The sequence below is a fragment of the Georgenia sp. Z2081 genome (assembly GCF_055326445.1).
In genome coordinates this window covers 520219-547128 of sequence record NZ_JBUZNK010000001.1, presented here as the reverse complement: position 1 = coordinate 547128, position 26910 = coordinate 520219, and the positions used below count along the sequence as shown (strand labels likewise).

Genomic DNA, 26910 nt, shown 5'->3' with positions numbered 1-26910 from the left:
GGTCAACGTCCTTCGTCGTGCACGACGAGCGCGCGGTAGATGGTGGGCGCGGCAACCTCGACCTGGTCGACCGAGAAGCCCAGCGCCTGCACGCCGGACTCGACGGCGGCCGTGACGTCGTCGGACGTGGGCACGCGGCGGGCAAACGTGTGGCACTTGTTCGTGCCGAGCAGCCCGACGAGCACGCCGAGGCTGGCACCGGCGCCCGTGTGGCAGGTACCGAGGAAGTAGTCGGCCTGTCCGGAGCGCAGCTTCATCGCCGCATCCATGTCGCTGCTGACGACGACCGAGTCGCTCTCTCGCAGGATCGGCTTCAGGGCATCGGCCACGGCGGACTTCGCCACGCCTCCGACGATGATCTTCATGATGTCTCCTTCGACTGGGACTGGTGCTGCGTCTGGTGCTGGTCGATGACCGCCAGGTGGATCGCGACGAAGCGCCGCTCGGGCTCGGGGACGTCGACCGACAGGCGCTCGGAGACGCGGGCGGCGAGCTCGCTCGCTCGTGAGTCGGCGTCGGGGACGGTGCGTCTGACCTCGTCGTAGACGGCCTCCACGGGTTGCTCGACGGACGTGTCGCCGTCGACCGCCCTGGCGAGCGCGCTGACGAGGTGGGAGACGAACGAGCCGACCGCCTCGTCGTCGAGGGCCCCTCCGGGATCGATGCGGTCGACCTCGTCGGCGACGGCGTCGACGACCGCGTCCGGAACCGTGTCCATGGATCGGTAGACGTCGAGCCGGGCAGTAACCGTGGGATGCATGCGGGACTCCTTGGAGGCGGGGATCAGTAGGTGGGGATCGCGCGTCCGGCGACGACGTCGTCAGCGATGCCCAGCACGCGGTCGCTGCGCAGCGCGTCGAGCACGGCCACCGAGATCGGGGTGTCGCCGGCGAGACGGAGGACGACGCCGCGTGTGTTCGCGTCGCCCACCGAGTCGGGCAGCGGGTGGAGGTCGATGGGCGTGGAGATGTGCGAACCGATCTCGTCGGCGTTCCACACGGTGGCGTCGACGGCCCCGTCGGTGAACGCGCGATCGAGGTGGTTGTAGGACATCTCGATGCGGCGCTCCGCCGGGAGGTCCGGGAAGACGCGGGCCACCAGGTCGACCAGATCGGCCGAGCTCGGGTCGACCGCGACCCTCAAGGTTGCGTCCGTGGGGTCCATACCGCGGCGGACGACCACAGCGTGCGCGGCGACGTAGCTGCCGGGGCCGTAGTCGTGGACGGTCTCGACGTCGTCGAAGGTGCTGGCGGCCAGGGCGGAGACGAGCGCAAGGTCGACCCGTCCCTCGCGCAGCGCGCGGACCCGGGCGACCGAGCCGCGGATGAAGGACAGCGTCAGCGGCATGGCGCCGTCGTCGAAGGCAGCCTGGAGGCCGGTGGCGAGCCCCTCGTACCGACGCGTGTACGGCAGTGGCATCGCGAGCGAGGCTGAGCGCCGGCCGGACAGCTCCCAGAGGTTGCGGTGGTCGATCGCCTCGACGAACGTGCCGAGCCGCCCACGAGCCTTGAGCCGCAGCGCAGCAGCCTCCTCGAGGACCGCGAAGGCGGCCTGGATCGTCCCGCGGCCGCAGTCGAGCTTCTCAGCGAGGTCGTCGACCTTCGGGATGCGGTCACCGGGCGTGAGCGCGGCGAGCTCGCCCGCCAGGCGTGAGACCACGTACCCGACGCGCGTCATGAGAATCTCCGTCGACACCACGGAGAGAGAATATCCAGGATCCTGGATTAATCAATGGGCTGCGCGTCCGTTGCCACCGCGGACAGCCGCAACCGAGGGACGCACCTCGACGGGGGGAGCCGACGCGGGCTCGATGTCAGACCCACCCGGCAGGATCAAGATCGAGGTGGTCACATGTCGAAATCGACACGCAACTCAGGCAAGCCATGGTCCTCGACCGAGAAGCAGGAACTCTCAGCCCTCGCCCGAGGCAATACGCCCACACGAGTGATCGGACTGAAGCTCGGACGGTCCGAGAGCGCCGTTCAGTCGATGGCGTCCAACCTCGGCGTCTCGCTCAAGCCGACGAATCGGCCCCCCTACGGAACGCGAAAGTAGCGGATCGCCCCGAGACCCTGACTGAGCCAGCCCCTCAGCCGACCTCGACCACTCGGTCGGCGGCGTCACGCGTTGCCTGGATGGCCCGGGCGTTGGGCTCGTCGACGTCGCGGACCCAGTCCCGCGCCTGCTGCTCGCTCTTGCCGAACGTGACGTGCCGGGCGACGAGGCGCTCTCGACGCAGCGCGTCGGGCACCTCGACGAACCACGTCTCGCCGAGCACGCCGCGCAACGCGTCCCAGGGTGCGTCGTCGGCGAGGAGGTAGTTGCCCTCGGTGATGACCAGGTCGACGTCCGGCTCGATCGCCACGGCGCCGGCGATCGGTTGCTCCAGCTCTCGCTCGAACCCCGGCGCGTAGACGATGTGGTCCGGGGCAGCCGCCACGCGCTCGAGGACGGAGAGGTAGCCCCAACCGTCGAACGTGTCGATCGCGCCCTTGCGGGCCCGGCGCCCCAGCCGGTCGAGCTCGACGTCCGCGAGATGGAAGCCGTCCATCGGAAGGATCCCGACGACGACGCCCCCCGCCCGCAGGCCCTCCGCGAGCGAGGCGGCGAGGGTCGACTTGCCCGCGCCGGGAGCGCCGGTGATGCCGAGGATCGGGCGGCGTCCGGACCGCGCCTGCCCCTCCCGGGCCAGCCGCGCCGCGCTCTCGACCAGCGCGTCAGACACCGGTCCGCGCCGATCTCGCGGCGGGGCCATCAACCCTTGGGCAGCCGCGGGGCTGCGGCCTCGTCGTTATGGTCACCGCACCATCCTGCGTCACGCGGAACGCGGCGGAGGGGATCGCCTCCCGGACCGCCGCTGTCGATCACGGCGATATCGACAGCGAAGCTATCGATGACACCGCAATCGACAGCGGAGCGCGGAACGAACAACCCGGTCCCCCGCGGCACGCCCGCCCCGCACCCGACCGCCGCCGGCTACCCCCGGCGAGCCGCCTCACTCCCGGGGAGCCGCGACACTCCGGGCGAGCCGGTTCACTCCCGGCGAGCCCCGACCGGGGCGAGGGACTCACCCGAGCCGGCGTGCGACGTCGTCGTGCCGGGACCGTGGCCCCCGTCCGCGCGAGGCGCGCCGCCCTCCCCGGCGCCAGGGGTACGGGAGGTGGGCGCGTCGTCGTCGGGGGCGCCGCGACGAGCGGTGGCTGGCGTGAGGAAGGCGGCGCCGACGAGGACGACCATCGGGACGATCAGCGCGTTGCGCAGGCCGACCTCCTCCCCGAGGAAGCCGAGCACCGGGGGGCCGACGAGGAAGGCGAGGTAGCCCACCGTCGAGACGAGCGCGACGCGCGAGGCCGGCTCCGGCCCGGAGTCGCCGGCCGCGGACAGTGCGAGCGGGAAGCCGAGCGAGGTGCCCAGGCCCCACAGCACCACGGCGAGCCCGGCCACCAGCTGGCTGTCGACGAACGCGACGAGCCCGAGACCCACGACGCCGGACATCGCGCTCCCGGCGAGCACGACCGGGCGCCCGATGCGCTCGACGATCGCGCCGCCCGCGAAGCGCCCCACCATCATCGAGGCGGCGAACACGGCGTAGACGGCGGAGCCGAGGGCAAGATCGACACCGTGGCCGTCGACCATGATCAGCGGCAGCCAGTCGTTCGCGGTGCCCTCGGCGAGCGCCATCGCGAGCACCACGAGCCCGATGAGCAGCAGGCGGGAGTCCTTCCAGACCCGCACGCGCGGCCCGGCGGCGGTGAGCGCCCGGGTGGCGGGGTCGACCCGACCCGTACCACCGGGGACGAGACTCATGCTCGCCAGGGCGACGACCAGCGCGACGGCGCCGACGAGGACGAGGTGGACGCCGACCGGGAAGCCGCCCCACGTGGCGAGCATGCCGAGCAGGGCGCCGATCACCGTGCCGAGGCTGAAGCAGCCGTGCATGACGGGCAGGAACGAGCGCCCGGTCAGCTCCTCGATCGCGGCGCCCTCGACGTTCATCGCGACCTCGCCGGACCCCATGCCGGCGCCGAACAGCGCGAGGCCCGCGGTGATGACGGACTGCTCACCGAGGGCGGAGCCGAGGCCGATCGTCGGCATGCTGAGGACGAGCAGCGTCATCCCGACCACGACGACCGGCTTCCCGCCGAACCGCGTGACCAGCGGGCCCGCCGCGAGGATGCCGACCATCGACCCGACCGATAGGCCGAGCAGCACGAGGCCCATCTCGGCCGTCGAGGCACCGATCGCGTCACGGATCGCGGGCGTGCGCGTCACCCAGGACGAAATGGCGAGGCCGGGCAGGAGGAACAGGGCGAGCAGCGCCAGCCGTCGACGGCCGACCCCCGACTCGTGGCGGGCGATCACCTCGGACATACAACCTCCTAGGGCACCTTCGTCGCGTGCGCGCAGCGTGCTCGCTTCGCCATTCGTGTACGTTCGTACATGTTTCGCGGACAAATGTACACTGACGAGCGGGACGAGGGTACGGCCGACGACGACCGGAGGATGAGATGTCCGCGACAGGACGGGGCACGGGGGCCGCGACAGGACGGGGCACGGGGGCCGCGACAGGACCGGGCTCGGGAGGCGCGGGCGGAGGGAGCAAGGCAGCCGCGCCCGGACGGGGCCCGGGCGGCGCGAGCGGGCGCAGGCGCGGGGCGAACGACCCCGAGCGGCGCGAGCGGATCGTGCGGGCGGCCCTCGACTCGATCGCCGAGGGTGGCGTGCGGGGGACGACGCACCGCGCCGTGGCCGAGCGTGCGGGCGTGCCGCTGGGGTCGATGACCTACTACTTCGACGGGCTCGAGGAAATCTTCGAGGAGGCGTTCCGGCAGCTCGTACGCACGATGACCAGCCAGTTCCGCGCGGCGATGGAGGGGGCCCGGTCGCAGGAGGAGGCGTGCACGGCGCTGGCCGCCCTCATCTCCGACGACGAGTACTCCACGCCCCGCGACACCACCGCCATGCTCGAGCTGTACGCCTACGGCAACCACGACCCGGCCGTCGGGGCGCTGCGCAACGAGTGGACGCAGATGTCCTCCGACGCCCTCGCCCTGCACTTCGCCGAGCCGACGCGCAAGGCGCTGGACGCCCTGGTCGAGGGCTTCACGGTGCACGCGTTCTTCCGCTCGAACCGCCCAGACCCCGAGGTGGTGCGGGCGACGATCGACGCCGTCGTCGCGCGCCTCGAACCACCCCCTCACGAGTGAGGGGACTTCCTCCCCGCGGGAGAGCGGACTGCCTCCCCGCGAGTGAGGGGATTTCCTCCCGGCGAGTGAACGGACTGCCTCCCCGCGGGAGAGCGGGGCTCGGTCCGCTGGGGTGCGTGGAGTGGATCCTGGCGTCGCGCTGTCGCCCAGTCAATCGGGTACGTGTCGAGGCAGTCGCCCGGGGCGTTGACTCACCGCTTCGCCGATTGACTCACCGGCCAGGCCACGCCCCGGGGGTGCCCGCGGCCCGACGAACGAGTGAGCGCCGCCCGGACCGAGGTCCGGGCGGCGCTCACTGGTGAGGAAGATTCCCCGCACTCGTGGAGAAGAATCCCCTCGTTGGTGAGGAAATATCCCCGCACTCGTGGGGTGCGTGTCAGCGGCGGACTCCCAGGGTGTCGGAGCCGTCGCCGTTCCAGTCACCGACGAACACCTCGTCGCCGGCCCGGCCGTAGCGGACCTCGGTGTCGGCCACCGTGGACGTCAGCGAGTTCGAGACCAGGTAGAGGTTCCCGCGGCGCACCGCGAAGGTGTCGACCGCGTCGCCGTCCCAGTCACCGACCAGCACGTCGTCCGACGCACGGCCGTAGTCGAGCTCGACCTCCGCCCAACCAGTGCTCAGCGAGTTGGACACGTAGTACGTGTTGCCGCGACGGACCGTGAAGGTGTCGATGCCGTCGCCGTCGTAGTCCCCGACCAGCACGGTGTCGTCGGCGCGGCCGTAGTCCAGCTCCGCGTCGGCGTTCCCACCGGTCAGGGAGTTCGACAGGAAGTAGCTGTTCCCCCGGCGCACCGCGAACGAGTCACTGCCGTCGCCGTCCCAGTCACCCACCAGCACCGCGTCGTCCGCGCGGCCGTAGGTCAGCTCGACCTCCGCCGCCCCGCCATACAGCGAGTTGCTCAGGTAGTAGGCGTTACCCCGACGCACGGCCAGGGTGTCCGCGCCGTCGCCGTCCCAGTCACCGACCAGCACCTCGTCACCCGGACGGCCGAAGCTGAACTCGTGATCCGCCCAGATGCCCCAGCCGTCGTTCAGGTAGAACCCACGACCCGGCGACGGCGGCACCGGCTCACCCGGCTGCTCGGCACCCTCGGTGACCTCGAAGGGCACCTCGGCGACGGTCGGCTCGGCGCTGACGGTCAGCGACTGCTCGCCGACCTCGGCACCCTCAGGGATGGTGATGTCGACGGTCGCCGTGCCGGTCGTGTTGTAGCCGTCGGACGGGGTGTTGTCGACGTCGGCGGTCCCGACGACCTCGTCGCCGAGGAGCACCTCGACCTCGAACGGCTTGGCGGCCGCCTCGGTCGTGAACGACAGGCCCGAGAGGTCCACCGAGACGGTCTCGCCGGCGGCAGCCGACGTCGGACCGGTCCAGCCGATCGAGCGCTGCTCGTAGGTCGGGGAGAGCTCCTCGTTCGCCGCCAGGTAGTCGTTGAGCGCCTGGACGTCCTGCACTCCGGCGTCGACGAAGTTGCTCGCGTTGTTGGTGAACCCGGTGAACGTGTCACCGCCCGCGAGCAGGAAGGTGTTACCGGCGATGCGGACCTGCTGGTCGTCGGCCACGGGCTCGCCGTCGATCGTCAGGGAGAGGATCTCGTTGCTCTCCGGGTCCCACACGTAGTCCAGGTTCTCGGACCAGCCGAGCGCCAGGTACGGGTGCGAGTCCGTCGCGGTGCGCTGCTGCTGCTCGAGGAGCAGGCGCAGGTCGGAGCCCGGGATCGTCACGGCGCCGATCGTGTTCCCGAAGGGCTGGACGTCGAACGCCTCCTGGTAGGTGACAACGCCGTCACCGTCCGGGTCGAGGTCCGCGCGGATACCGCCAGGGTTGATGACGCCGATGTCGGCGCCGAGGTTGAACTCGTTCGCCGACGCCAGCGCGGCGTCGCCGAGCAAGTTGCCGAGCGTGGACTCCGCGCCACGGTTCGTGCCGTCGGGTGCTCCCGTGCGCGAGCCGCGGTCGAACGGCGCGACGACGGAGCCGACCTGCTCCTGGCCGAGCTCGAGGCTCTCGGCCAGAGCGTCCTGGTAGAGCGCCTCGATGTCCGCGTCGCGCGCGGTCTCCTCGGTGATCTCGATGTTCTCCGCCGTGTCGACCGTGATCTCGCCGGACTCGGGGTCGATCGTCAGCTGGGTGTTGGCGACGTGGCTGCCGAAATTACCGGGCTGCAGCAGCGGGGCACCGGCGCCGGTCTCGGTGGACTTCACCAGGTGCGAGTGGCCGGCGAATGCGGCGTCGATGTCCTCGGACAGGCCCGGGGCGATGATGTCGGCGTCCTCGTGGATGAGCGCGACGACGACGTCGGCTTCGCCGTTGCCCTCGTCGTCGACACCGTCGGACAGCTCGGCGGCGCGCTGGTTCGCGACCTCGACCTCGTCGAGGAACTCGAGGCCCTCGATACCGGCCGGCGAGACGACGTTCGGGGTGTCGGAGGTGACGGTGCCGATGATGCCGACCCGCACGCCGTCGATCTCCTCGATGGCGTAGCCCGGGTCCGAGATCTCGGGCGCGCCGTCGACGTTGGCGCCGAGGTGCGTGAAGTTCGACTCCGGGATCACGCGGTCGCGCAGGTCCGCGTAGCCCTGGTCGAACTCGTGGTTGCCGACGGCGGTGTGGTCGAGCTCCATCGCGTTGAGGATGTCGAGGGTCGGCTGGTCGTTGGCGATCGCCGAGACGAAGGCGGAGCCGCCGATGTTGTCGCCGGCGGAGAGGAACAGGGTCCCTGTCTCGTTCTCGGCGCGGATGCTGTCGACGACGGTCTGCACCTGGGCGGCCGTCTCGATGTGTCCGTGGAAGTCGGTGATGACGGCGAGGTCGATGGTGACGGTGCCGTCGTCGTTCTGGACCGCGAGGGCCGGGGCCGCCGCGGCGACCGAGCCGAAGAGAGCGAGGACGCCGGCGCTGGCCGTGATCCTCACCGTAGAGGGGCGTGACATATGGGGGAGACCTCAGTCTTTCGTCGGGCCGACAGGGGTAGGGCGCGGCCAGGCTATCGCCGGTCCCATGCCGATCCCCGGGTCTCACCGAGCGGCCACCAAGAGTTCACCCGCGGTTGGTCGGTCCGACCTGTGGCTTCACCACGTGGTCACCGGTGCGTGCACGGATTCTCGCGTGCGGAGCCTGGTGCTGAGGCAGTCGGGTAGGCGCCGAGGCAGTGAGGTGCGACGAGCCCGTTGCCGAGGCAGTGGGGTAAGCGCCGAGGCAGTCCCCCGCGTCGATTGACTCGGCGAATACCTGATTGACTCACCGCGCCGGCGCAACGCAAGCCCCGGTCAGCCCGCGCCGGGGCCCCACGACCCCAGTCAGCCCACGACCGGTCACCGCAGTGCCGGGTCAACCCGCGCCGGCGCAACGCAAGCCCCGGTCAGCCCGCGACCGAGTCGTCGCTCGCCCCCTCGCTCGCGCCCTCGCCGCTCTCGGTCTCGGCGCCGCCGGGCGTGACCCCCGTGGCCACACCCTCGACGGCGAGCCGCAGCGTCTCGGCGTCCTGCAGACCGACCATCACGTACCCGCCGACCACCGTCGTGGGGGTGCCGGTGAGCTCCAGGTCCGTCGCGAGCCGACCGTTGGCCCGGATCTGCTCGGCCGTGGCCGGGTCCTCGAGGTCCGCGGCGAACTGCTCGGCGTCGAGCCCGACCTCGGTGGCGCGCTCGACCAGCGCCTCGGTCGTCACCTGCGCGGCCTGCATCGGCTCGGCCATCAGCGCATCGTGGTACTCGGTGAACCCGTCCTGCTGCGCCGCCGCCCACGCGGCCTCCGCGAGGGTGACGGACTGCTGCGCCAGGACGCCGACGTCGCGGTACTCGATGCGCAGGGTGCCGTCGTCGACGAGGTCCTGCAGCTCCGGCATCGACTGGGTGGCCATCGCCTGGCAGTAGCTGCACAGGTAGTCCCCGAAGACCACCATCGTCACCTCGGCCTCCGCCTCGCCGACCGCGGTCGGGTACGCGGGGTCCTCCGCGACGACGTCGACGTCCGTGGTCGGCACGCCCGCGAGCACGGCGGCGGCCTCCTCCGCGCGCTCCCGCTCCTCCTGCGCACGCTCCTGGTCCTCCTCCGCACGCTCCCGGGCCTCCGTCTCAGCCTGGGCGGCGGCGTCGTCGGGCGCGTCCTGCCCGGTGCCGGACTCGGTGGTCGCGGGTTCGTCAGAGTCGGACGAGCAGGAGGCGAGCGCGAGTGCTGCGCCGAGGACGCCGGCGGCGAGCGCCGGGCGAACGGTTCGGGACATGCTTCCTCCGGTTGTCACGAGCGGCCCTCCCAGTCATCGATTGTGCGGTTCGCGCCCCTCGGGCGTGCGGTTCGCGCCCCTCGGGCGTGCGGTTCTCGACCCTCCAGCTTGCGGTTCTCGACCCTCCAGCGTGCGGTCCGCACGGGGTGAACCGCACGCTCGACACCGTCACACCGCACACTCGCCCACTCCGAACCGCACGCTCGAGGACGTCGATGAGCCGCCAGACAACCCCGTCCCGTCAGACGACCCCGTGCGCGAGCAGCGCGTCTGCCACCTTGGCGTAGCCGGCCACGTTCGCACCCAGGACGTAGTTGCCGGGCGCGTTGTGGATCTCGGCGGTCCGCGCCACGGTGTCGTGGATGTGCGTCATGACGACCTCGAGCTTGGCGACGGTCTTGTCGAAGCCCCACTGCTCGCGCGAGGCGTTCTGCTGCATCTCCAGCGCCGACGTCGCGACCCCGCCCGCGTTCGCGGCCTTGCCCGGACCGAACGCCGTCCCGGCGGCCTGGAAGACCTCGACGGCCTCCGGCGTCGTGGGCATGTTCGCGCCCTCGGCCACGGCGATGACCCCGTTGTCGACGAGGGTGCGGGCGTGGTGCTCGTCGAGCTCGTTCTGCGTGGCGCAGGGCAGCGCGATCGTGCACGGCACGTCCCACACCGAGCCCTCGGTCCGCAGCTCCGCCCCGGGACGGGCCTCGACGTAGTCCGACACGCGGCCGCGCCGGACCTCCTTGATCTCGCTCAGCAGCTCGACGTCGACCCCCTGCTCGTCGAGCACGTAGCCCGAGGAGTCGGAGAACGCCACCACGTGCGCGCCCAGCTGCTGGGCCTTCTGGATCGCGTAGATCGCCACGTTGCCGGAGCCGGAGACCACGACGCGCTGCCCGTCGAGCTGCTTGCCCGCGCGGCGCAGCATGCGGTCGGTGAAGAAGACCGTGCCGTAGCCGGTGGCCTCGGTGCGGCCGAACGAGCCGCCCCAGCCGGTGCCCTTGCCGGTGAGCACGCCGGCCTCGAAGCGGTTGGTGATGCGCTTGTACTGGCCGAACATGTAGCCGATCTCGCGGCCGCCCACGCCGATGTCGCCGGCGGGGACGTCGGTGTACTCGCCGATGTGGCGGTAGAGCTCGGTCATGAAGGACTGGCAGAAGCGCATGACCTCGCCGTCGGACTTCCCGTGCGGGTCGAAGTCCGAGCCGCCCTTGCCGCCGCCGATGCCCTGACCGGTGAGCGCGTTCTTGAAGATCTGCTCGAAGCCGAGGAACTTGATGACGCCGAGGTTGACCGACGGGTGGAACCGCAGGCCGCCCTTGTACGGGCCCAGCGCGGAGGAGAACTCCACGCGGTAGCCGCGGTTGACCTGCGTCCGGCCGGCGTCGTCGACCCAGGGGACGCGGAACATGATCTGGCGGTCCGGCTCGATGAGGCGGCGCAGGATCGCCTGCCCCTCGTACTTCGGCTTGAGCGCCACGTCGCCGATCGTGCCGAGCACCTCGTGCACGGCCTGGTGGAACTCGGGCTGGCCCGGGTCGCGGGTGACGACCTCGTCGTACACCGCCTGCAGCTCGTCGATCATGCGGCTCCTGACGTCGGGCCCGGCTCACGCCGGGCGGATGGTCCTTGGTTCTCGCCCGAGGGGTGCTCGCGCGTGGTGCGGTCATGGATGGTGCGGTCGTGCGTGGCGGGCCGGGCCCGCCCGGTGCGCGGGGCAAGGTCGCCCGCGGCCTCACCGGCGCGGCGCACGGGGCATGACGCCCCGCGTCGACCGCGGCGGCCCGGGACGCACCCGGCACTGCTCACAATTGTCTCAGGATCGTGCCAAATGTTCGTCTCGGTCCGCCACACGATCCTCGTTTCAGGCCCGGGACCGTGCTCAGTCCCACAGTGCGGGCAGCACCGCGGCCGACGCCTCGGCGAGCGCGGCCACGTCGATCCCGGTCACGCCCCCGACGGCGAGGGACCCGCCGCCGGTGGAACCGATCGTCGCGCAGGGTACGCCCTGGGCGGCGGCCAGCGCCGTGATGCGGTCGACGTCCGCCGGCGCGCAGGCCACGATCGTCCGGGCCTGCGTCTCGCTGAACAGCGCCGTCGGAAGGTCGATGCCGTCCCGGTCGGTCACGCCCGTGAGATCGATCTCGGCCCCGACGCCGTACCTCGTGGTCGCGTCGACGAGCGCCTGGGCCAGCCCGCCGGTGGCGAGGTCGTGGGCGGCCGTGGCGAGCCGCTCGCCGTGGATCGCGAGCAGGGTCTCCACCAGCGCCTTCTCCTGCGCGACGTCGACGCGCGGCGGCGTCCCGCCCAGGTGGCCGTGCACGGTCTGCGCCCAGGCGGACCCGTCGAGCTCGAGCGCGGTGGCGCCGAGCAGGACGATCGTCTCCCCCGCACCCCGCCAGCCCGACGGCGTGGCGCGGGTGACGTCGTCGTGCAGTCCCAGCACGCCCACCACCGGGGTGGGATGGATCGACGACGACGCCGTGCCCGGCTCGCCCGTGGAGTTGTAGAGCGAGACGTTGCCGCCGGTGACGGGGATGCCGTACTCCTGGCAGGCGTCCGCGAGCCCGGTGATCGTCTCGACGAGCTGCCACATCGCGCCCGGGTCCTCGGGGTTGCCGAGATTGAGGCAGTCGGTGACCGCGAGCGGGCGGGCGCCGACGGTCGCGACGTTGCGCGCCGCCTCGACGAGCGCCTGGGCGGCGCCGGCGCGCGGGTCGAGGAAGGCGTATCGGTGGTTGGCGTCGGTCGCCAGCGCCACCCCGCGGTCGGTGTCCTCGTCGATGCGCAGGACGCCGGCGTCGTCGGGCTGGGCGAGGGCCGTGCGGCCCTGGACGAACCGGTCGTACTGGTCGGTGACCCAGCCCTTGTGCGCCTGGTTGGGGTCGGAGGCGACCTCTCGGATCTGGGCAGCGAGCCGCTCCGGGTCGGTGGGTCGCTCGAGGTCGGCCGCCGAGCTCGCGACGATCGGGTCGAGCCACGCCGGGCGGGCGTAGGGGCGGTCGTAGACGGGGCCGTCGTGGGCGACGGTGCGGGGTTCGACGTCGACGATCCGGCGCCCGTGGTGGTCGATCGTCAGGCGGCCGGTGCCGGTGACCTCGCCGATGACGGAGGTCTCGACCTCCCAGCGCTCGGTGACGGCGAGGAACTCCTCGAGCCGCTCGGGCGCGACGACAGCCATCATCCGCTCCTGCGACTCGCTCATGAGGATCTCGCCGGCAGTGAGGCTGGGGTCGCGCAGCAGGACAGTCTCCAGGTCGACGTGCATGCCGCCGTCGCCGTTGGAGGCCAGCTCCGAGGTGGCGCAGGAGATGCCGGCGGCGCCCAGGTCCTGGATGCCCTCGACGAGGTTCTTGCCGAACAGCTCCAGGCAGCACTCGATGAGGACCTTCTCCATGAAGGGATCACCGACCTGCACCGACGGGCGCTTGACCGGGCCGCCCTCGTCGAACGTCTCCGACGCGAGGATGGAGGCGCCGCCGATGCCGTCGCCGCCGGTGCGCGCGCCGAACAGGACGACCTTGTTGCCGGCGCCGGACGCGTTGGCCAGGTGGATGTCCTCGTGGCGCAGCACGCCGATCGCCAGGGCGTTGACGAGCGGGTTGCCCTGGTAGACGGGGTCCAGGTCGAGCTCGCCGCCGATGTTGGGCAGGCCCAGGCTGTTGCCGTAGGAGCTGATGCCCGCCACGACGCCGTGCGCCACGCGGCTCGTGTCCGGGTGGTCGGGCGCCCCGAACCGGAGCTGGTCCATCACCGCGATCGGGCGGGCGCCCATGGCGATGATGTCCCGCACGATGCCGCCGACGCCGGTCGCCGCGCCCTGGAACGGCTCCACGTAGCTGGGGTGGTTGTGGGACTCGACCTTGAAGGTGACGGCCCAGCCGTCTCCGACGTCGACGACGCCCGCGTTCTCGCCGATGCCGACGAGGAGGTTCTGCTTCATGGCGTCGGTCGTCTTGTCGCCGAACTGGCGCAGGTGCCGCTTGGAGGACTTGTAGCTGCAGTGCTCCGACCACATGACGGAGTACATGGCGAGCTCGGCCGAGGTGGGGCGGCGGCCGAGGAGGTCGGTGATGCGGGCATACTCGTCGGCCGTGAGGCCGAGCTCCGCGTAGGGCATCGGGGTGTCGGGGGTCGCGGCGGCGTCGTCGACGGTCTCGTCGTGGCGCGGGGCGCTCGGCGCGGCGTCGTGCTGCGGGGCGCTCGGCGCTGCGGCGGATGCTGGTGAATCTGCGGACATGCGGGCGACCTCACGGACTCGCGGGCTGGGCTGGTGGTCGGCCCGGTGGCTGCGCGCCGTTCGTGCGGGCGCAGGCGCCACCGGTGCCTGGGCTGGTGCCGAATCTACCCGGGGCGTCCGGCGGGGCCCGATCCCGTCCGCGCCACGGGCCGCCGAGAGGGTCGGCGCGGCTGCCGAGAGGGGCGGCGCGGCTGCCGAGAGGTCGGCGCGGCTGCCCAGGGGTCCGAACGGCTGCCTGCAGCGAGCTCCGCCGCCATTACCCGGGTCCCGTGCGCCCCCTCCCGCGCGGTCAGATGTCTCCCACCGCGCAGCACGAGCGCCGAGCCAGTCACGTAACCACCGAGTCAATCGACGCGGGGCACTGCCTCGGTGGTTACCTGACTGACTGAGCGCTAGGACTAGCCGTCGTCATCGGGCGCGGTCCGTCCATGTCCGACGACGGCCGCCGGCTTCGTCTCGATCCCATCGGGCGAACGTCAGTCGCGCGCGGCCTGCTTCGCATCCTGGGCAGCCCGCTCGTCGTCGAGGGTGCGGTTCTTCGCGCTCTCGATGTGCTCCCGCATCCGGTTCGCCGCCTGCTCGGCATCGGCCGCGCTGAGCGCCTCGAAGAGCCGCCGGTGCTCCCGGGCCGCCCGGTGCGCGTGCGACACACCCGCCTCTCCGATCAGCCGGAACCTCTGAAGCTGTCCGCCCAGCGCCTGGTAGGCGCGCTCGGTGAACGGGTTGCCCGCCTGCTTGCTGATGAGCGCATGGAAGGCCTCGTCGGCGAGCCAGCACTGGCGGAGCGCCTCGCCGTCGGCCGCCGCCCCCACCCGCTCCATCACCGCGATCGTCTCGTCCAGCTCGGCGAGGAACTCCGGGGTGCTGCGGGGGGTGGCCTCTGCGGCGAGCGTCGGCTCGATGAGGAGCCTCGCGTCCATCAGCTGAACGATCTCCTTGGGAGTGAGCAGCGGGGCCACCTCGTACCCGCGCAGCGCCTCCCGACGGACGAAACCCGTGTGCTCCAGGCGCGCGAGCGCCTCCCGCACCGGGGTCGGGCTGAGGTCGAGCTCGCGCGAGAGCTTCTCGATGTTGAGCCGCTGCCCCGGAGGTCGCATGCCGTTCATGAACTGCACGAGCAGGATGTCGTGCACCTTGTCCGCGAGAGGCACGCGGGTCGACCGCCGTCGCGACGGCGGCACCCGGGCGTCTTCGATCCGGCCTGTCACCATATCCCCCCACGATAATCGGGCGCTGTGAATGCTGCACCCTGATGGGCGGTGGAGAATTCCTGATGACCACCGAACCTGTCAGCGAATTCGTCGGCGCTGTCCTCGGGCATGAATCCGATCGTCTCACCGCCGGACGCGTCCCAGAATCGAGTGGAATTGTCCGAGACCCCGTACACGGTGGCGAAACCACCCGGAAGGTCGTGGCTCAGTGCTGCCCGGACCAAGCGAACACTGTCCGGCACGCTCAACCACGTGCGGAGCTGGTCGGAGTTCTCCGGCTCCGCGCGGCAGACACCGATACGGAGGCACACCACCTCGAGCCCCCACTTGTCGTGGTACAGCCGCCCGATCGCCTCCCCGAACACCTTGCTCACGCCGTAGTAGGTGTCCGGCCGGACGTCCGAGTCGACGCTGACCATCTCGTCGGCGGAATGAAATCCCGTGACGTGGTGGGAGCTCGCGTACACCACGCGTCCGACCCCAGATTCATGTGCGGCCTCGAACACATTGTACGTACCGAGGATGTTCGCGGAGAGGATGGCGGCGAACTCGGCCTCGTCCGCGCGACCACCGAGATGGACCACCGCGTCCACTCCGGCGGACGCCTGCCTGAGCGCCGCCAGGTCCTCCAGCGTGCCTCGCACGAGCGTCTCGCCGTCGGCCACGTCATCGATCTCGGACCGAGAGAAGAGTCGAACCTCGTCGTAGAGTTCTCGGAGCGCGGGGCGAAGTGCAGCGGCCATCCGGCCCGATGCTCCGGTGAGAAGTAATGCAGTCATTGAGTCCTCGCGATTCGGCGGGTCAGGGGGTTGGTCGAGTGCTGACGTGAGCGGGAGGTCCGGACGGATGGGCCGGGCCATCCCGTGGTTCACGACATCGGAACGGTGCCGCCGCCGGGTACGGACACCTCGAGTCCGGCCGCCCGGTAGGCGTCCGCGGCCACCGTCGAGACGAGGAAGTCGTACAGCGCGCGGGCGGGCACCGACGCGTTCGGTGCATGCCCGAGCCACAGGTCGACATGATGCTGGGCGTCCGTCGGCAGCGGGCGGATCTGGTGGCCGCCGCCGACCGAGGCCAGCTCGATGACCTGCTGGACGGCGAGGTCGGCCCGCCCGTCGTACAGCGCCTCTGCCGTAAACCCCTTCTCCACGACCGTGGCGGTCGCGTTGACCTCGTCGGCGATCCCGAACCGGTCGAGCAGGGCGGCGAAGTGCTCGCCGCTCGCGCCCGTGCGCGAGTAGGCGACCGATCGTGCCGAGCGGATGGCAGTCACGAGCTCGTCGATCGTCCCCACCTCGGGGGGCTGGGCACCCGGTGCGGTCGCCACACCGATCCCGGACCGCACGAGCGGGGTCAGGCCGGGCCGGTCGAGGATCCCGTCGGCCGCCAGCTTCTCGAGCGCACCGCCCACGCCGAGCACCAGGTCGGGCCGCTCGCCGTCGGCGATGAGGCCGGTGAGCACCTTCGTCGGCTCGTAGGTGGGGGCGACCTCGTGGCCGCTGGCCCGGGTGAAGGCCGGAAGGACGGTGTCCTCAAGGATGTCGCGGACCGCGAGCCCGCTGAACAGCGTCACCTGCGTCGATTCCACGGTGTTACGTCCTCTCTCCACGTTGGTTGTTCGCATACAGGCGCTCCCGTTCGTCCTGCGTCAGTGGCGACGTCTCGCGAGCGCCGACGAGCAGGACGATCCGGGCCATGTGCTCGATCTCCTCGGCGACGTCGACGGCAGCGAGCGCACGGTCCGCCGCGACGACCGGACCGTGGTTGCGCAGCAGCATGCACGCGTCGCCGCGCGCGACCTCACCCGCACGATCGGCCAGACGCTCGTCGCCCGGGGCGAAGTAGTCGACCAGCGGCAGCGCCACGACGCGCATCGCGTAGTACGCAGTCAACGGCGCCATCGCGTCGTCGGGGTCCAGCCCGCCGAGGCAGGAGACCGCCGTCGCGTGGAGCGAGTGCGTGTGGACCACCGCTCCCGCCGTGGGACGGCCTCGATAGACGGCGGCGTGGAGGAACGCCTCCTTGGAGGGGCGCGCATCCGTGAGCGGTCGCCCGTCGAGATCGACGACGGCGAGCTCTGAGGCCTCCACCGTCGAGAGGCTGCTGCGGGTCGGGGTGACGATGATCCGCTCCCCGTGACGGACGGACACGTTGCCCGTGCTGCCGTGGCTGAGCCCGCGGGCGGCCACGGCACGAGCGGCCGCGACCACCTCGTCGCGAGCCTCGTCCTCGCTGCCCTCGCTCACCGTGCGGCTACTCATGCGTGCCCCATCCCTGGTCGACGTCCACCGCGCGGGAGAACATCGCGACATCGCCGAAGTTCCCGGACTTCAGGAGCAGCGCGAGTGGTTCGGCGCCGATCGCGTAGATCCACGGCACCCCGGTCGAGACCTCGCCCCCGACGGCGGCGCCCGCGACCTCGAGCGCGTGGACGATCGCCCCGGACGTCTCTCCGCCGGCCGAGACGAGTCGCCGGACCCCGCGGTCCACCAGTCCGACGGCGATGCGGGACAGCGCACCCTCGAGGAGCGCGGCCGACTCCGCGGTGCCGAGCCGCGACTGCACCTCGCGGAGCTCATCCGCGGGCAGTGACGTGTAGATGAGTGGTGCCGGGCCATCGGGAAGGGCGTCCGCCCAGGCCAGCGCGCCGTCCGCCAGCACCGCCGGGTCGTCCGCCGTGAGGGCGTCGACCCGGTAGGTCGGGTGACCGCGGCGCTGCAGATCGGCGATCTGCGCTAGGGTCCGCGCGGAGCAGCTGCCGGCCAGGACCGCGGCCCGTCCGTCGCCGACAGGGTCCGGCGCCGTCGCCTCGTCGGAGGACGTGGCGGCGGTCCGGAGCTCGGCCATCGCACCGCCGAGGCCGGCCGCACCGGCGACGAGCGGCTGGTCGGCGACGGACTCCGCGAGGACGCGGAGGTCATGGGCCTCGACGGCGTCGGCCAGGACATGCCTCGACCCGCCGCCAGCCGGCTCGGTGATCGCGGCGCGGACCGCCGGTGTGCCCTGGCGGATCGTCGCGAGCGGGAGCGTACCCACCGACCGCCCGCTCTGCGCCTGCAGGACGCGGGGGAGGTAGGAGTCCGTCATCGGCGTGAGCGGATGGTTCGCCATGTGCGTCTCGGCGAGCAGGACGTCGTCGACGAAGAGCTGCCCCGCGTAGACCGTGCGGGCGTGCTCGGGCGAGCTGGGCGTGGTGACGACGACACCTGCCCCCACGGCGTCCGCGAGCGCGTCGAGGACGGGGCCGATGTTGCCCTGCGGGGTGGAGTCGAACGTGGAGCAGTACTTGAGGTAGAGCTGCCGCGCTCCTTGGGCCCGGAGCCACTCGCCCGCCCGGAGGCTCTCCTCCACCGCCTCGAAGACCGGCGCCGTCCGGGACTTCAGCGCGACGACGATCGCGTCGTGCTCCGGCAGGTCGATGTTCCGCGGCGGCGGTCCGAAGAAGAGCAGGGTCCGCAGCCCCGCACGACGCCAGGCCAGAGCGAGGTCGGTGCCGCCGGTGTAGTCGTCGGCGATCGCGCCCAGCGGCGCGTCCGTGGAGCGGGTGTCGAGCCTGTCCTCGGCGGGTCCTCCCCGGGCGTCCGCCGAGCGTGCCCCGGGCTCGTCCGCGGAGAGCCCGGAGGCGGAGAGCCCGGCGAGCGCGTCCCGCAGGGTCGCGGCCGCGCTGCTCGGGCCGGAGATCACGGTGACCCCGAGCGCCTCGGCGAGCTGGGCCTGCGCCGGTGAGAGCGAGTACTGCGCGAGCAGGACAGCGTCCACGCCGGCCTCGCCGTCGACGAACGGCCGGCACGCGTCGATCAGCACCGTCGCCAGCGCGGACGGGTCGTCGGCCTTGGCCGCCGCGAGGGCGGCGGGCACTGCGAGGCCGCGCACGTCGACCTCGGTGCCGGCGTCGGACACCGCCTCGGTGAACCGCTGCACGGAGTCGGCGAGCGCCGACTCCAGGGAGGCGACCACCAGCACGGTGCCGTACCCGCCGGTCGCGGCCTCCTCGAAGGCCGGACCGTCCGGGGCGAGCACCGGGATGTCCGCGACGGTCCCCTCGGCCACCGTGCCGTACATCGAGCAGGTGAGCAGCACGGCGTCGGCGCCGCCGTCGACGGCGTGCGCGATAAGCCTGACCATGCGCTCCCGGAGCGGCTCGGTCAGCTCACCGGCGTCTGCGGCGTCGGCGAGCAGCCGTTCGTCGAGCAGGTTCCAGACCGTCGCGTCGGGCAGTGCCTCGGCGAGCGCGTCGGTCGCGGGCGGGATCGCCACCGGTGTCGCGCTGATGAGTGCCACCGTGCGTTCGTCGCGTGTCATCGGACCGCCTCCTTGAGTCGCTGCAGGACACCGGCGGACGTTCCCGCCGGGATGAACTCGCACCCGAACCATCCTGTGTAGCCGGACGCCCGGACGTGCTCGACGACGTAGTGCCAGTCGAGCTCCCCGGTACCGGGCTCCGTCCGCCCCGGCCCGTCTCCGATCTGGATGTGCTGCACGAGCGGTCGTACGGCGTCGAAGGTCCTCGTCACGTCGCCCTCGGCGACCTGGGTGTGGAAGACGTCGAAGAGAAGGCCGACCGGGCCGCCGACGGCCTTCGCGACGGCCGCTGCCATGGCCTGGGACCCGAGGACGAATCCCGGTGCGTCGCGCTGGTTCTGCATCTCGAGCACGATGCGCAGGCCGGTCCCCTCGGCGCGCGCGGCGGCCCAGCCGATGTTGTGCACGTACCGGGCGAACGCGTCGTCGCGGGAGACACCGTCCGGGATGCGACCGCCCACGACGTGCACCGTGCGGCAGCCGATCTCACCGGCGAAGTCCAGCCCCTCGTCGACCAGGTCTCGGAAGGTGTCGACGTGGTCCGGGAGGCACGCGGCGCCGCCCGCGGTGGGTGAGCCCGAGGGGCCCTGCGCGACGTTGAGGAGGACGGCCTCGAGCCCGTTCTCCTCGAGCAGCCGGGCGGTCCTCGCGGCCGTCAGGCCCCCAGGAGCCGGGAGCTCGACGCCCGCGAAACCTTCGTCCGCGGCGGCGGCGAACCTGCCCTCGAGAGGGTCCTCCGTGAAGAGCCACTTGAGGTTGGCGGCGAACCGCGGCTCGTGTGCGTTGGTCATCATCGGCCCGCTTTCATTCCGTCGGAGGGGCGGGGACGGCGACCTCGTGCTCGACGGGGAGCCCGTCGAGATGCGCGATCACCTGCGCGGCGGCCATCTCCGCGGACCGGCGGCGAGCCTGGGTCGTGGCGCCGGCGACGTGCGGGACGACCACGAGGTTGGGGGCGCCGCGCAGGGGGTCGTCCGGCGCCATGGGCTCGGTCTCGAGCACGTCGAGCGCCGCCCCCGCCAGCTCGCCGCGCTCCAGGGCGCCCGCGAGCGCACGCTCGTCGACAATGCCGCCGCGCGCGGTGTTGATGAGGTAGGCGTCCGGCCGCATCAGCGCGAGCGCATCGGCGTCGATCAGGTGCCGCGTGGCAGGCGACAGGCCGAGGTGCAGGGTGACGAAGTCGGACTCGGCGAGGAGCTCCGCCAGGTCCCGCGGCTCGACGCCGAGCTCGGCGGCACGCGACTCGTCCACCACCGGGTCGTGGACGAGCACCCGCATGCCGAAGGCGCGCGCCAGAGAGGCGACCTCCTGCCCGATGCCACCGAACCCGACGATACCGAGCGTCGAGCCGGAGAGCTGTCGTCCGCTGGCCTGGACCCACCGGCCGTCCCGTACCTGCGCGGCGGACGAGACGATGTTGCGCGCGCACGCCAGGACGAGCCCGATCGCGAGCTCGGCGACAGACCGGCTGTTGGCGCCGGGCGTGCAGCACACCACGATTCCGCGCTCTCCGGCGGCAGCGAGGTCGATGTTGTCGTAGCCCGCTCCCGTCCGCGCGATGACCCCCAGCGACGGCGCCTCGGCGATGAGGTCCGCCCCATACGGGTCGGTGCCGGCGATCAGCGCGTCGGCCTGCGCGAGCGCGGTCGTCAGGTGCCCGTCGTCCGTGCGGTCCTGCGGCCTCGAGTAGCTCACCTCGCACCCGGCCGTGGTGAGCATCGCGTCGATCTCGTCGCCCGGTCCGAGATAGCCCGTGGTGATCAGTACGCGACGGTGTGGCATGTCTTCTCCTGCTGTGTGATCGTGCGACCGACTGGCGGTCGGGGTTCGTGTGCGTGGGGCGCGGCCGTGCCTGCGGACGGCCTGCCGGACGCCCGGTCGGGCGGCCCGCGGGTCACGCGGTCATCCGTCCGGCAGGTCCGAGATCGACCGGTCCTCCGGCCCCGCGGCCGAGGCGAAGAACGTCACCTGGGCGCCTTGCGGCCGTACGCGGACGACGCGTCCTCCCTCGACGCGGAGCGGCACGTCGTGGCCGGGGACCAAGGTCGCGTCGTTGTCTGTCATCCGGGACCGCAGCCGTTCGATGCTGGCCCAGCTCGCCTCGGCGTCGAGCGTCATGTCGACCTCACCGGTGGTGAGCTCGTAGACGTTCTTCACGGAGTCGCCGGCGAAGATCACCGGTCCGCCGCCCGTCTCGACGCAGAAGGCGACGTGTCCCGGGGTGTGGCCCGGCACGTCGAGGACCTCGATGCCGGCGCACGCCTCATCGCCGTCGGAGACCAGACCGAGGCCGCCCCGCCGAGCGGTTAGCGCGGCGACGTGGAGGCTCGACTGGTGCGGTGTGCCGACCGGAAGGCTCTCCGCCCAGGCGAGCTCGCGACCGCCGATCCACACGCGTGCCGATTCGAAGGTCGGGAAGTTCGCCAGGTGGTCCCAGTGCGAGTGGGTGACGAGGACGTCGGTCACGTCGCCCGGTCCGAGGCCCAGGCGCTCCAGCCCGGCCGCGAGCAGCGGCGCGTAGGCCGGTGGCCCGGTCTCGACGAGCACCACCCGCCCCTCGCCGCGGAGCAGGTGGACGCTGCTCCACCCGAAGGCGCCGTGGGTCGAGGACTTGCCGGGGAATCCGTCGACGACCGGTTCGAGGTCATACATGGCAGCCTCCTCTCGTCCTGTTGGATCCCCCCGCCACGAGGGCGGCAGCCGGACGCACGGTGCGCGTCGTCGTCCCTGCCGTCGGGCCCTCGGCTGCGACGCCGGGGTCCACCGGGCCGGACCTCATCGGTAGGTCGCGAGCATCGAGGTCACGAGGTCGATGTACCCCTCGGTGTCGATCTCGAGGAGAAGCTCGGCGTTGGGCGCACGCCCTGTGACGCCGTCGAAGTCCGCGAACGTGGCCCCGCGGGCGAAGCGCCCCTCGGACTCGACCATCATGGGCAGGCGCCTCGTCGTGAACAGCTCGGGCCTGAGCAGGTACGCGATCGCGGGGCCGTCGTTGAACCACAGGCTCGAGTCATCCTGCAGCCCGCGCTCCTTGTCGACCATGTGGTGCCCGTTGAACATCCGCCAGAGGAACTGCCCGGCCTCCGTCGTCGAGTCTCGGAACTCCATCAGGCGCGAACCGGGCACGCCCGCCTTTCGACACACGTCGAGCCCGGCCTGCACCAGCGGAATGCCGGAGTCGTAGACCAACGCCGCCGCGAACGGGTCGTTGACCAGGTTGAACGTCGCCGCCGGAGTCGTGTTGCCCCAGGTCAGTACCGCACCGCCCATGAGCACGATGCGCTCGATCCGGTCGACGACGTCCGGCGCCGCGACGATGGCTCGTGCGACGTTCGTCAGGGGCCCGAGCGCAACGATCGTGACCGGGTCGGTAGCCGAGCGGATGAGAGCCGGGTAGTCGACGGGGTCGAGCGAGCGCGTCGCGGTGTGCTCGAGCGCGCCGCCGAGGCCGTCGTTGCCGTGGACGTGGTACGCCGTGACCGGGTCCCCGAACATCGGCGCCGTCGCTCCGCGGAAGCGTGCGGCCGTGGTCTCGCCGGCCAGGTCGAGGACACGCTGCATGTTCGCGGTCGTCAGGCTCTCCGGGACGTTGCCGTACACGCTGACGAAGGCATCGACCTTCGTGCCCGCAGCGAGCAGCGTCATGATCGCGACGGTGTCGTCGATCCCCGGGTCGGTATCTACGATGAGCATCTCTCACCTCTCAGGTCGTTCATGGACGTTGACTGGTGGCACCTCGGTGGGTTTCGCCGACCTCGGCCTAGACGAACGGGGAGAGGGAGGCGCCCACCCCCATGAGTCGTAGCGCGACGGCGCCTGCGAGCAGCACGACGATGGCTGTGACGAAGCCCCAGTCGATACCGCGGAACCTCGGGTCGAGGAGGAACGTGCGGTCCTCGAACGCGCCGAAGCCCTTCGACTCGAGCGCCATCGAGAAGACGTGGGTCGACCGGATCGTCGAGATGAAGACGGGGATGACGATCGGCGCCATGTTCTTGAGGCGCTTGATGATGTTGCCCGCCTCGATGTCGAGGCCGCGGCTCCGCTGCGCCTGCATGATGATCTGCGCCGTACCGAGGACGGTGGGGACGAGCCGGAGGGCTGTCGAGAGCGCGAAGGCGAACCGGTATGGAACGCCGATGCGCACCAGGCCGATGAGCAGCTCCTCGTTCGTCGTCGTCGAGAGGAACATCAGCCCGGCGATGATGAGGCAGACGACCCGCAGGCCGATCGAGACACCGTGGACGATGCCCTCCAACTTGATGAATCCGATCAGCGGTGTCTCGCCGCCCTGGATGAGACCGAACATCACGATCGTCCCGATCATGATGATGACGAGCAGCACGGCGAAGCGCCGGACGTTGGGCCAGGACCGCGACCACGTGACCAGCGCGAGCTCGAGAACGAGGAGCGCCAGATTCGCGATCGGTGACATGAACAGGAAGGCCAGCACGAAAAGGCCTGCCAGGACGAGCATCTTCGTCCGCGGGTCGAGCCGGTGGAAGATCGTGTCCTTGTCGAGGTACAGGTAGAGGTTCATCGCGCACCGCCCCCGGTGATCTGGAGCATCTCGTCCACCGACAGGACGGTGTGGCCGAGCTCGTTGGACAGTGAGACGACCGGCGGCGGTACCAGCGCCATCCCTTCGAGCTGTTCCTCCTGCGCGAAGACCTCGCGCGTCGTGCCGTCGCTGACGACCGAGCCATTCTTCATGACGACGACGCGGTGCGCGTACTCGCACACGACCCACATGGCGTGGGTGACGACGACGATGGTCGCGCCCATCTCCTCGTTGAGCCGGCGGACCAACTCCATCATGCTGCGCTGCTCGTGGTAGTCGAGGCCGGTCGTCGGCTCGTCGAGGATGAGCACCTCGGGGCGGAGCGCCAGCGCCGAAGCCACCGCCACTCGCTGTCGCTGGCCCTTCGTCAGCGAGAACGGGTCCTCTTCCTCCTGGCCGGACATCCCGACGGCCTCGAGCACCTCGGCGACACGCACCTTGATCTCGTCGTCGTCCATGTGCCGCTTGCGGAGGGCGAACGAGACCTCGTCGAACACGGTGTCGGAGAAGATCTGGTGGTCCGGGTTCTGGAAGACGTACGCCACGTGGCTACCGATGCTCAGCAGCGAGTGCTCGCGGACATCCTTCCCGTTGACCGAGATGCGTCCGGTCGTCGGCTGCAGAAGCCCGTTGAGGTGCTTGACCAGCGTCGTCTTGCCGGAGCCGTTCTGACCGAGGAGGGCGACGAACTCACCCTGCCGGATGGACAAGGTCGCGCCGTCCACCGCCGTCAGGCCCGTGGGGTACTTGTGCGAGAGGTTGTCCAGCACGATGACGTCCTCGCCGTAGGACGCCGCGCGGTCGGCATCCGCCGCGAGGAGCGCACGGTGGGCGTCCACGTCGAGCTCGAGGCCGTCGGACCGGTACCGATCGACCCCTTCCTCGACCGTCAGCGGTCGCTGCCGCGTCTCGACGCCCAGCCGCGCGAACAGCTGTGGGACCTGCAGCGGCATGATGCGCAGCTCCTCGAAGAGCTCCGCCTCGCGCAGGATCTCCTCCTTCGCACCGATCCGTACGACCCGGCCCTGGTCGACGAGTGCGATGCGGTCGCTCATCAGGGCCTCGGTGGTCTCGTGCTCGACGACGATGAGCGTCACACCCGAGTGCGCCAGACGCCTGGCGATCGCGAAGACCTCGTTCTTGCCGACCGGGTCGAGGTCGGTGGTGGGCTCGTCGAGGCACACGACCGTTGGCTGCGCGGCGAGGATCGAGGCGATCGCGAGCCGCTGCTTCTGCCCGCCGGAGAGGGTGGCCGGCTGCCGGTCGTTGTACCCCGTGAGCCCCACCTGCTCGAGCACGGTCGCGACGCGCTCCCGGATCTCCTCGCGGGGCATGCGCATGTTCTCCAGGCCGAAGGCGACCTCGAGCTCCGCGTTGGTCGAGAAGAGCTGCGCCTCGAAGTCCTGGAACCCGAGTCCGACGACCTCGGCCATCTCGGCGATCCGCCGGTCGGACACCAGGACACCTCCGACCATGACCGTCCCCTGGAACGACCCCTTGGCGAGCCTGGGGACGATCCCGTTCAGCGTCTGGCAGATGGTGCTCTTGCCGGCGCCGGACGCTCCCATCACGGCGACGAACTCGCCCGCCTCGACCTCGAGGTCGACCCCTCGCAAGGTCTCCTCGGGCGCTCCCCGGTAGGTGAACCGCACATCCCGCAGCTCGACGGCTGTGGTGGTGGCACTCGTCATCGAAAAGACTCCTCTCGCGTCCGCGTCGTCATGGACAGAGGCTGGTGTGCTGCGGACAGGGCGATCAGCACTTTCAGGTTGGTGTGCCGCCATGCCGTGAACACTTCGCGCATCGTCGCTACCTCCGAGCTCGAGCGGCCGGTGCCCGTACGAGAGCTCGAACCCAGCTGGCCACGCTGCCGCTTCCGACCGATGAATGATCCTATAGTATTTGAAGCTCTGGTCGTGTCAACCCCTGCGGAACACGACCACCCGCGTCGCCAGCCGCACCATGAGCGAGCGCGGAACGCACCTCCGACGGCCGAGCTCGAGGACGGGGGGACCGCCGGCCGCGACACCCAGGAGGGCGTCGTGGCCGGCCGGCACCATGCGTGAGTTCGACCCGCTCCATGCGGCGCCACACCCGAAGCATCCGGCCGTGCACTCCCCACCCCACGTAAAGCTGCAGATCGGATCGCGACGGTTGACCCCGCAGGCCTGTTCAAATACTATACGATCTACCTCGAGCGCGCCAAGGATGCCTGCGCTGGACGCGCGGCTGCGACGAGCCCCCCACTATCCCGACGTCGAAAGTGGCAATGATGCGAGAGATATTCACGATGTGGCGGCACACCAACATGATCGTGCTGGTCGCTCTGTCGGCTGCGATGTACGCCGCGCTGCTGATCCCGTTCCAGAGCATCCCGATCATCCCCGGCCACGTCTCACTCCGGGTGGCCGACATCCTCCCCGTCGCCCTCGGCATGCTCTTCGGGCCGGCGGGGGCCTGGGGTGTAGCGATCGGCAACCTCATCGGCGACTTCTTCGGCACCCTCAGCCCCGGGGCCATCGGCGGCTTCGTCGCCAACTTCGTCAACGGCTTCCTCGCCTACAAACTGTGGAACGCACTCAGCCCCCGCAACGACATGGGCCTCAACCTCACGAGCACGAACCGCGTGGTGAGGTACCAGGCGATCCAGGTGGTGCGTCAGTGCGCTCTCGCGCTCATCCTCACCTTCTGGGTGGCCCTGCTGCTCGGCCTCGCGCCGGCAGAGTTCTACTTCATCGCCGTCCTGGTGCCGGGCTGGCTCCTCGCCGCCGTCGTCACGCCGTTCGTCATCCGCATCGTCTACCCCCGGCTGCACAAGTGGGGGCTGCTGTGGACCGACATCCTCGAGCCGGAGGAGGTCTCGTCCGGACGGTTCCGCAAGGTGGGCTTCATCCTCACCGCGATCGGCGCGATCGGTGGCGTCGTGACCATGCTCATCCTCCTGTACGTCGCCGATGCCGGATCCGGCACCACCCTCGTCAGATTCGCACCGCTGCCGTTCATCCTCCTCGTCTTCGCCGGCTCGGTGATGTGCGGCGGCCGTGAGCAGGTGGAAGCGCTCGCGAACGAGACGCAGCGGCGTCACTGACCGGCACCACCTCCGACCGGGACGGGGGCGGGGGGGGGGAAGGGGGGGGGGGGGGGGGGGTAGGGGGCACGGGATGTGTTGGA

General features: G+C 71.1%; 22 protein-coding genes. 2 read left to right on the top strand and 20 right to left on the bottom strand.

Annotated features, from left to right (window positions below):
- Positions 1 to 2: 2 nt before the first annotated feature.
- The 5 genes from ACZLKG_RS02540 to ACZLKG_RS02520 all read right to left on the bottom strand — a co-directional run bounded on the left by ACZLKG_RS02540 (position 3) and on the right by ACZLKG_RS02520 (position 4371).
- Positions 3 to 368 carry a DUF2620 domain-containing protein gene (locus tag ACZLKG_RS02540; protein WP_463648072.1) on the bottom strand — a complete coding sequence of 122 codons (366 nt, stop codon included), beginning with the start codon at positions 366 to 368 and terminating at the stop codon, positions 3 to 5.
- Positions 362 to 760: a hypothetical protein gene (locus ACZLKG_RS02535; RefSeq protein WP_425709982.1), complete on the bottom strand. Its 399-nt coding sequence runs from the start codon at positions 758 to 760 to the stop codon at positions 362 to 364. Before ACZLKG_RS02535 ends, ACZLKG_RS02540 begins: the two co-directional genes overlap by 7 nt.
- A gap of 23 nt (positions 761 to 783) precedes the next feature.
- Positions 784 to 1677: a GntR family transcriptional regulator YhfZ gene (gene yhfZ / locus ACZLKG_RS02530; RefSeq protein ID WP_463647823.1), complete on the bottom strand. Its 894-nt coding sequence runs from the start codon at positions 1675 to 1677 to the stop codon at positions 784 to 786.
- A 412-nt stretch (positions 1678 to 2089) separates the two neighbouring features.
- Complete coding sequence (locus ACZLKG_RS02525; protein WP_425709980.1) at positions 2090 to 2725, bottom strand: nucleoside/nucleotide kinase family protein; 636 nt, start codon at positions 2723 to 2725, stop codon at positions 2090 to 2092.
- A 308-nt stretch (positions 2726 to 3033) separates the two neighbouring features.
- Positions 3034 to 4371, bottom strand: coding sequence for an MFS transporter (locus ACZLKG_RS02520; RefSeq protein WP_425709979.1), 1338 nt, complete (start codon positions 4369 to 4371; stop codon positions 3034 to 3036).
- 137 nt (positions 4372 to 4508) lie between these two features.
- On the opposite strand from ACZLKG_RS02520, the gene ACZLKG_RS02515 reads away from it, so the two are divergent.
- Entirely contained in the window at positions 4509 to 5207 is a 699-nt protein-coding gene (locus ACZLKG_RS02515; RefSeq protein WP_463647822.1) for a TetR/AcrR family transcriptional regulator, read from the top strand.
- A 376-nt stretch (positions 5208 to 5583) separates the two neighbouring features.
- Here the strand turns inward: ACZLKG_RS02515 and ACZLKG_RS02510 are convergent, their stop codons facing one another.
- The 15 genes from ACZLKG_RS02510 to ACZLKG_RS02440 form a co-directional block, all read right to left on the bottom strand.
- A complete protein-coding gene (locus ACZLKG_RS02510; protein WP_463647821.1) occupies positions 5584 to 8142 on the bottom strand; it encodes a bifunctional metallophosphatase/5'-nucleotidase in 2559 nt (852 codons plus the stop codon).
- 428 nt (positions 8143 to 8570) lie between these two features.
- Positions 8571 to 9434 carry a DsbA family protein gene (locus ACZLKG_RS02505; RefSeq protein WP_463647820.1) on the bottom strand — a complete coding sequence of 288 codons (864 nt, stop codon included), beginning with the start codon at positions 9432 to 9434 and terminating at the stop codon, positions 8571 to 8573.
- 241 nt (positions 9435 to 9675) lie between these two features.
- Positions 9676 to 11010 (bottom strand): NADP-specific glutamate dehydrogenase, encoded by a 1335-nt coding sequence (gdhA, locus tag ACZLKG_RS02500; protein ID WP_425709975.1) that lies wholly within the window; start codon positions 11008 to 11010, stop codon positions 9676 to 9678.
- A gap of 297 nt (positions 11011 to 11307) precedes the next feature.
- Entirely contained in the window at positions 11308 to 13665 is a 2358-nt protein-coding gene (purL, locus tag ACZLKG_RS02495) for a phosphoribosylformylglycinamidine synthase subunit PurL (RefSeq protein ID WP_463647819.1), read from the bottom strand.
- Positions 13666 to 14141: 476 nt separating this feature from the next.
- Positions 14142 to 14816: a GntR family transcriptional regulator gene (locus tag ACZLKG_RS02490; RefSeq protein WP_463647818.1), complete on the bottom strand. Its 675-nt coding sequence runs from the start codon at positions 14814 to 14816 to the stop codon at positions 14142 to 14144.
- A gap of 53 nt (positions 14817 to 14869) precedes the next feature.
- Positions 14870 to 15655 (bottom strand): NAD-dependent epimerase/dehydratase family protein, encoded by a 786-nt coding sequence (locus ACZLKG_RS02485; RefSeq protein ID WP_425710005.1) that lies wholly within the window; start codon positions 15653 to 15655, stop codon positions 14870 to 14872.
- 89 nt (positions 15656 to 15744) lie between these two features.
- Entirely contained in the window at positions 15745 to 16464 is a 720-nt protein-coding gene (locus ACZLKG_RS02480) for a substrate-binding domain-containing protein (protein WP_425709972.1), read from the bottom strand.
- Positions 16465 to 16468: 4 nt separating this feature from the next.
- Positions 16469 to 17137 carry a class II aldolase/adducin family protein gene (locus ACZLKG_RS02475; protein WP_425709971.1) on the bottom strand — a complete coding sequence of 223 codons (669 nt, stop codon included), beginning with the start codon at positions 17135 to 17137 and terminating at the stop codon, positions 16469 to 16471.
- Complete coding sequence (otnK, locus tag ACZLKG_RS02470; RefSeq protein ID WP_463647817.1) at positions 17130 to 19178, bottom strand: 3-oxo-tetronate kinase; 2049 nt, start codon at positions 19176 to 19178, stop codon at positions 17130 to 17132. Before otnK ends, ACZLKG_RS02475 begins: the two co-directional genes overlap by 8 nt.
- Entirely contained in the window at positions 19175 to 19972 is a 798-nt protein-coding gene (locus ACZLKG_RS02465; protein ID WP_463647816.1) for a hydroxypyruvate isomerase family protein, read from the bottom strand. Before ACZLKG_RS02465 ends, otnK begins: the two co-directional genes overlap by 4 nt.
- Positions 19973 to 19982: 10 nt before the next feature.
- Positions 19983 to 20960 carry a phosphoglycerate dehydrogenase gene (locus ACZLKG_RS02460; RefSeq protein ID WP_463647815.1) on the bottom strand — a complete coding sequence of 326 codons (978 nt, stop codon included), beginning with the start codon at positions 20958 to 20960 and terminating at the stop codon, positions 19983 to 19985.
- Positions 20961 to 21080: 120 nt separating this feature from the next.
- Entirely contained in the window at positions 21081 to 21830 is a 750-nt protein-coding gene (locus ACZLKG_RS02455; RefSeq protein WP_463647814.1) for an MBL fold metallo-hydrolase, read from the bottom strand.
- Positions 21831 to 21953: 123 nt separating this feature from the next.
- Positions 21954 to 22871 carry a nucleoside hydrolase gene (locus tag ACZLKG_RS02450; protein ID WP_463647813.1) on the bottom strand — a complete coding sequence of 306 codons (918 nt, stop codon included), beginning with the start codon at positions 22869 to 22871 and terminating at the stop codon, positions 21954 to 21956.
- Between the two features lie 67 nt (positions 22872 to 22938).
- Positions 22939 to 23718: an energy-coupling factor transporter transmembrane component T family protein gene (locus tag ACZLKG_RS02445; protein WP_425709965.1), complete on the bottom strand. Its 780-nt coding sequence runs from the start codon at positions 23716 to 23718 to the stop codon at positions 22939 to 22941.
- On the bottom strand, positions 23715 to 25430 hold the full coding sequence (locus tag ACZLKG_RS02440; protein WP_425709964.1) for an ABC transporter ATP-binding protein: 1716 nt from the start codon (positions 25428 to 25430) through the stop codon (positions 23715 to 23717). The genes ACZLKG_RS02445 and ACZLKG_RS02440 overlap by 4 nt, the downstream gene beginning before the upstream one ends.
- 581 nt (positions 25431 to 26011) lie before the next feature.
- On the opposite strand from ACZLKG_RS02440, the gene ACZLKG_RS02435 reads away from it, so the two are divergent.
- Entirely contained in the window at positions 26012 to 26827 is an 816-nt protein-coding gene (locus ACZLKG_RS02435; RefSeq protein WP_425709963.1) for a QueT transporter family protein, read from the top strand.
- The last annotated feature ends 83 nt before the right edge of the window (positions 26828 to 26910 follow it).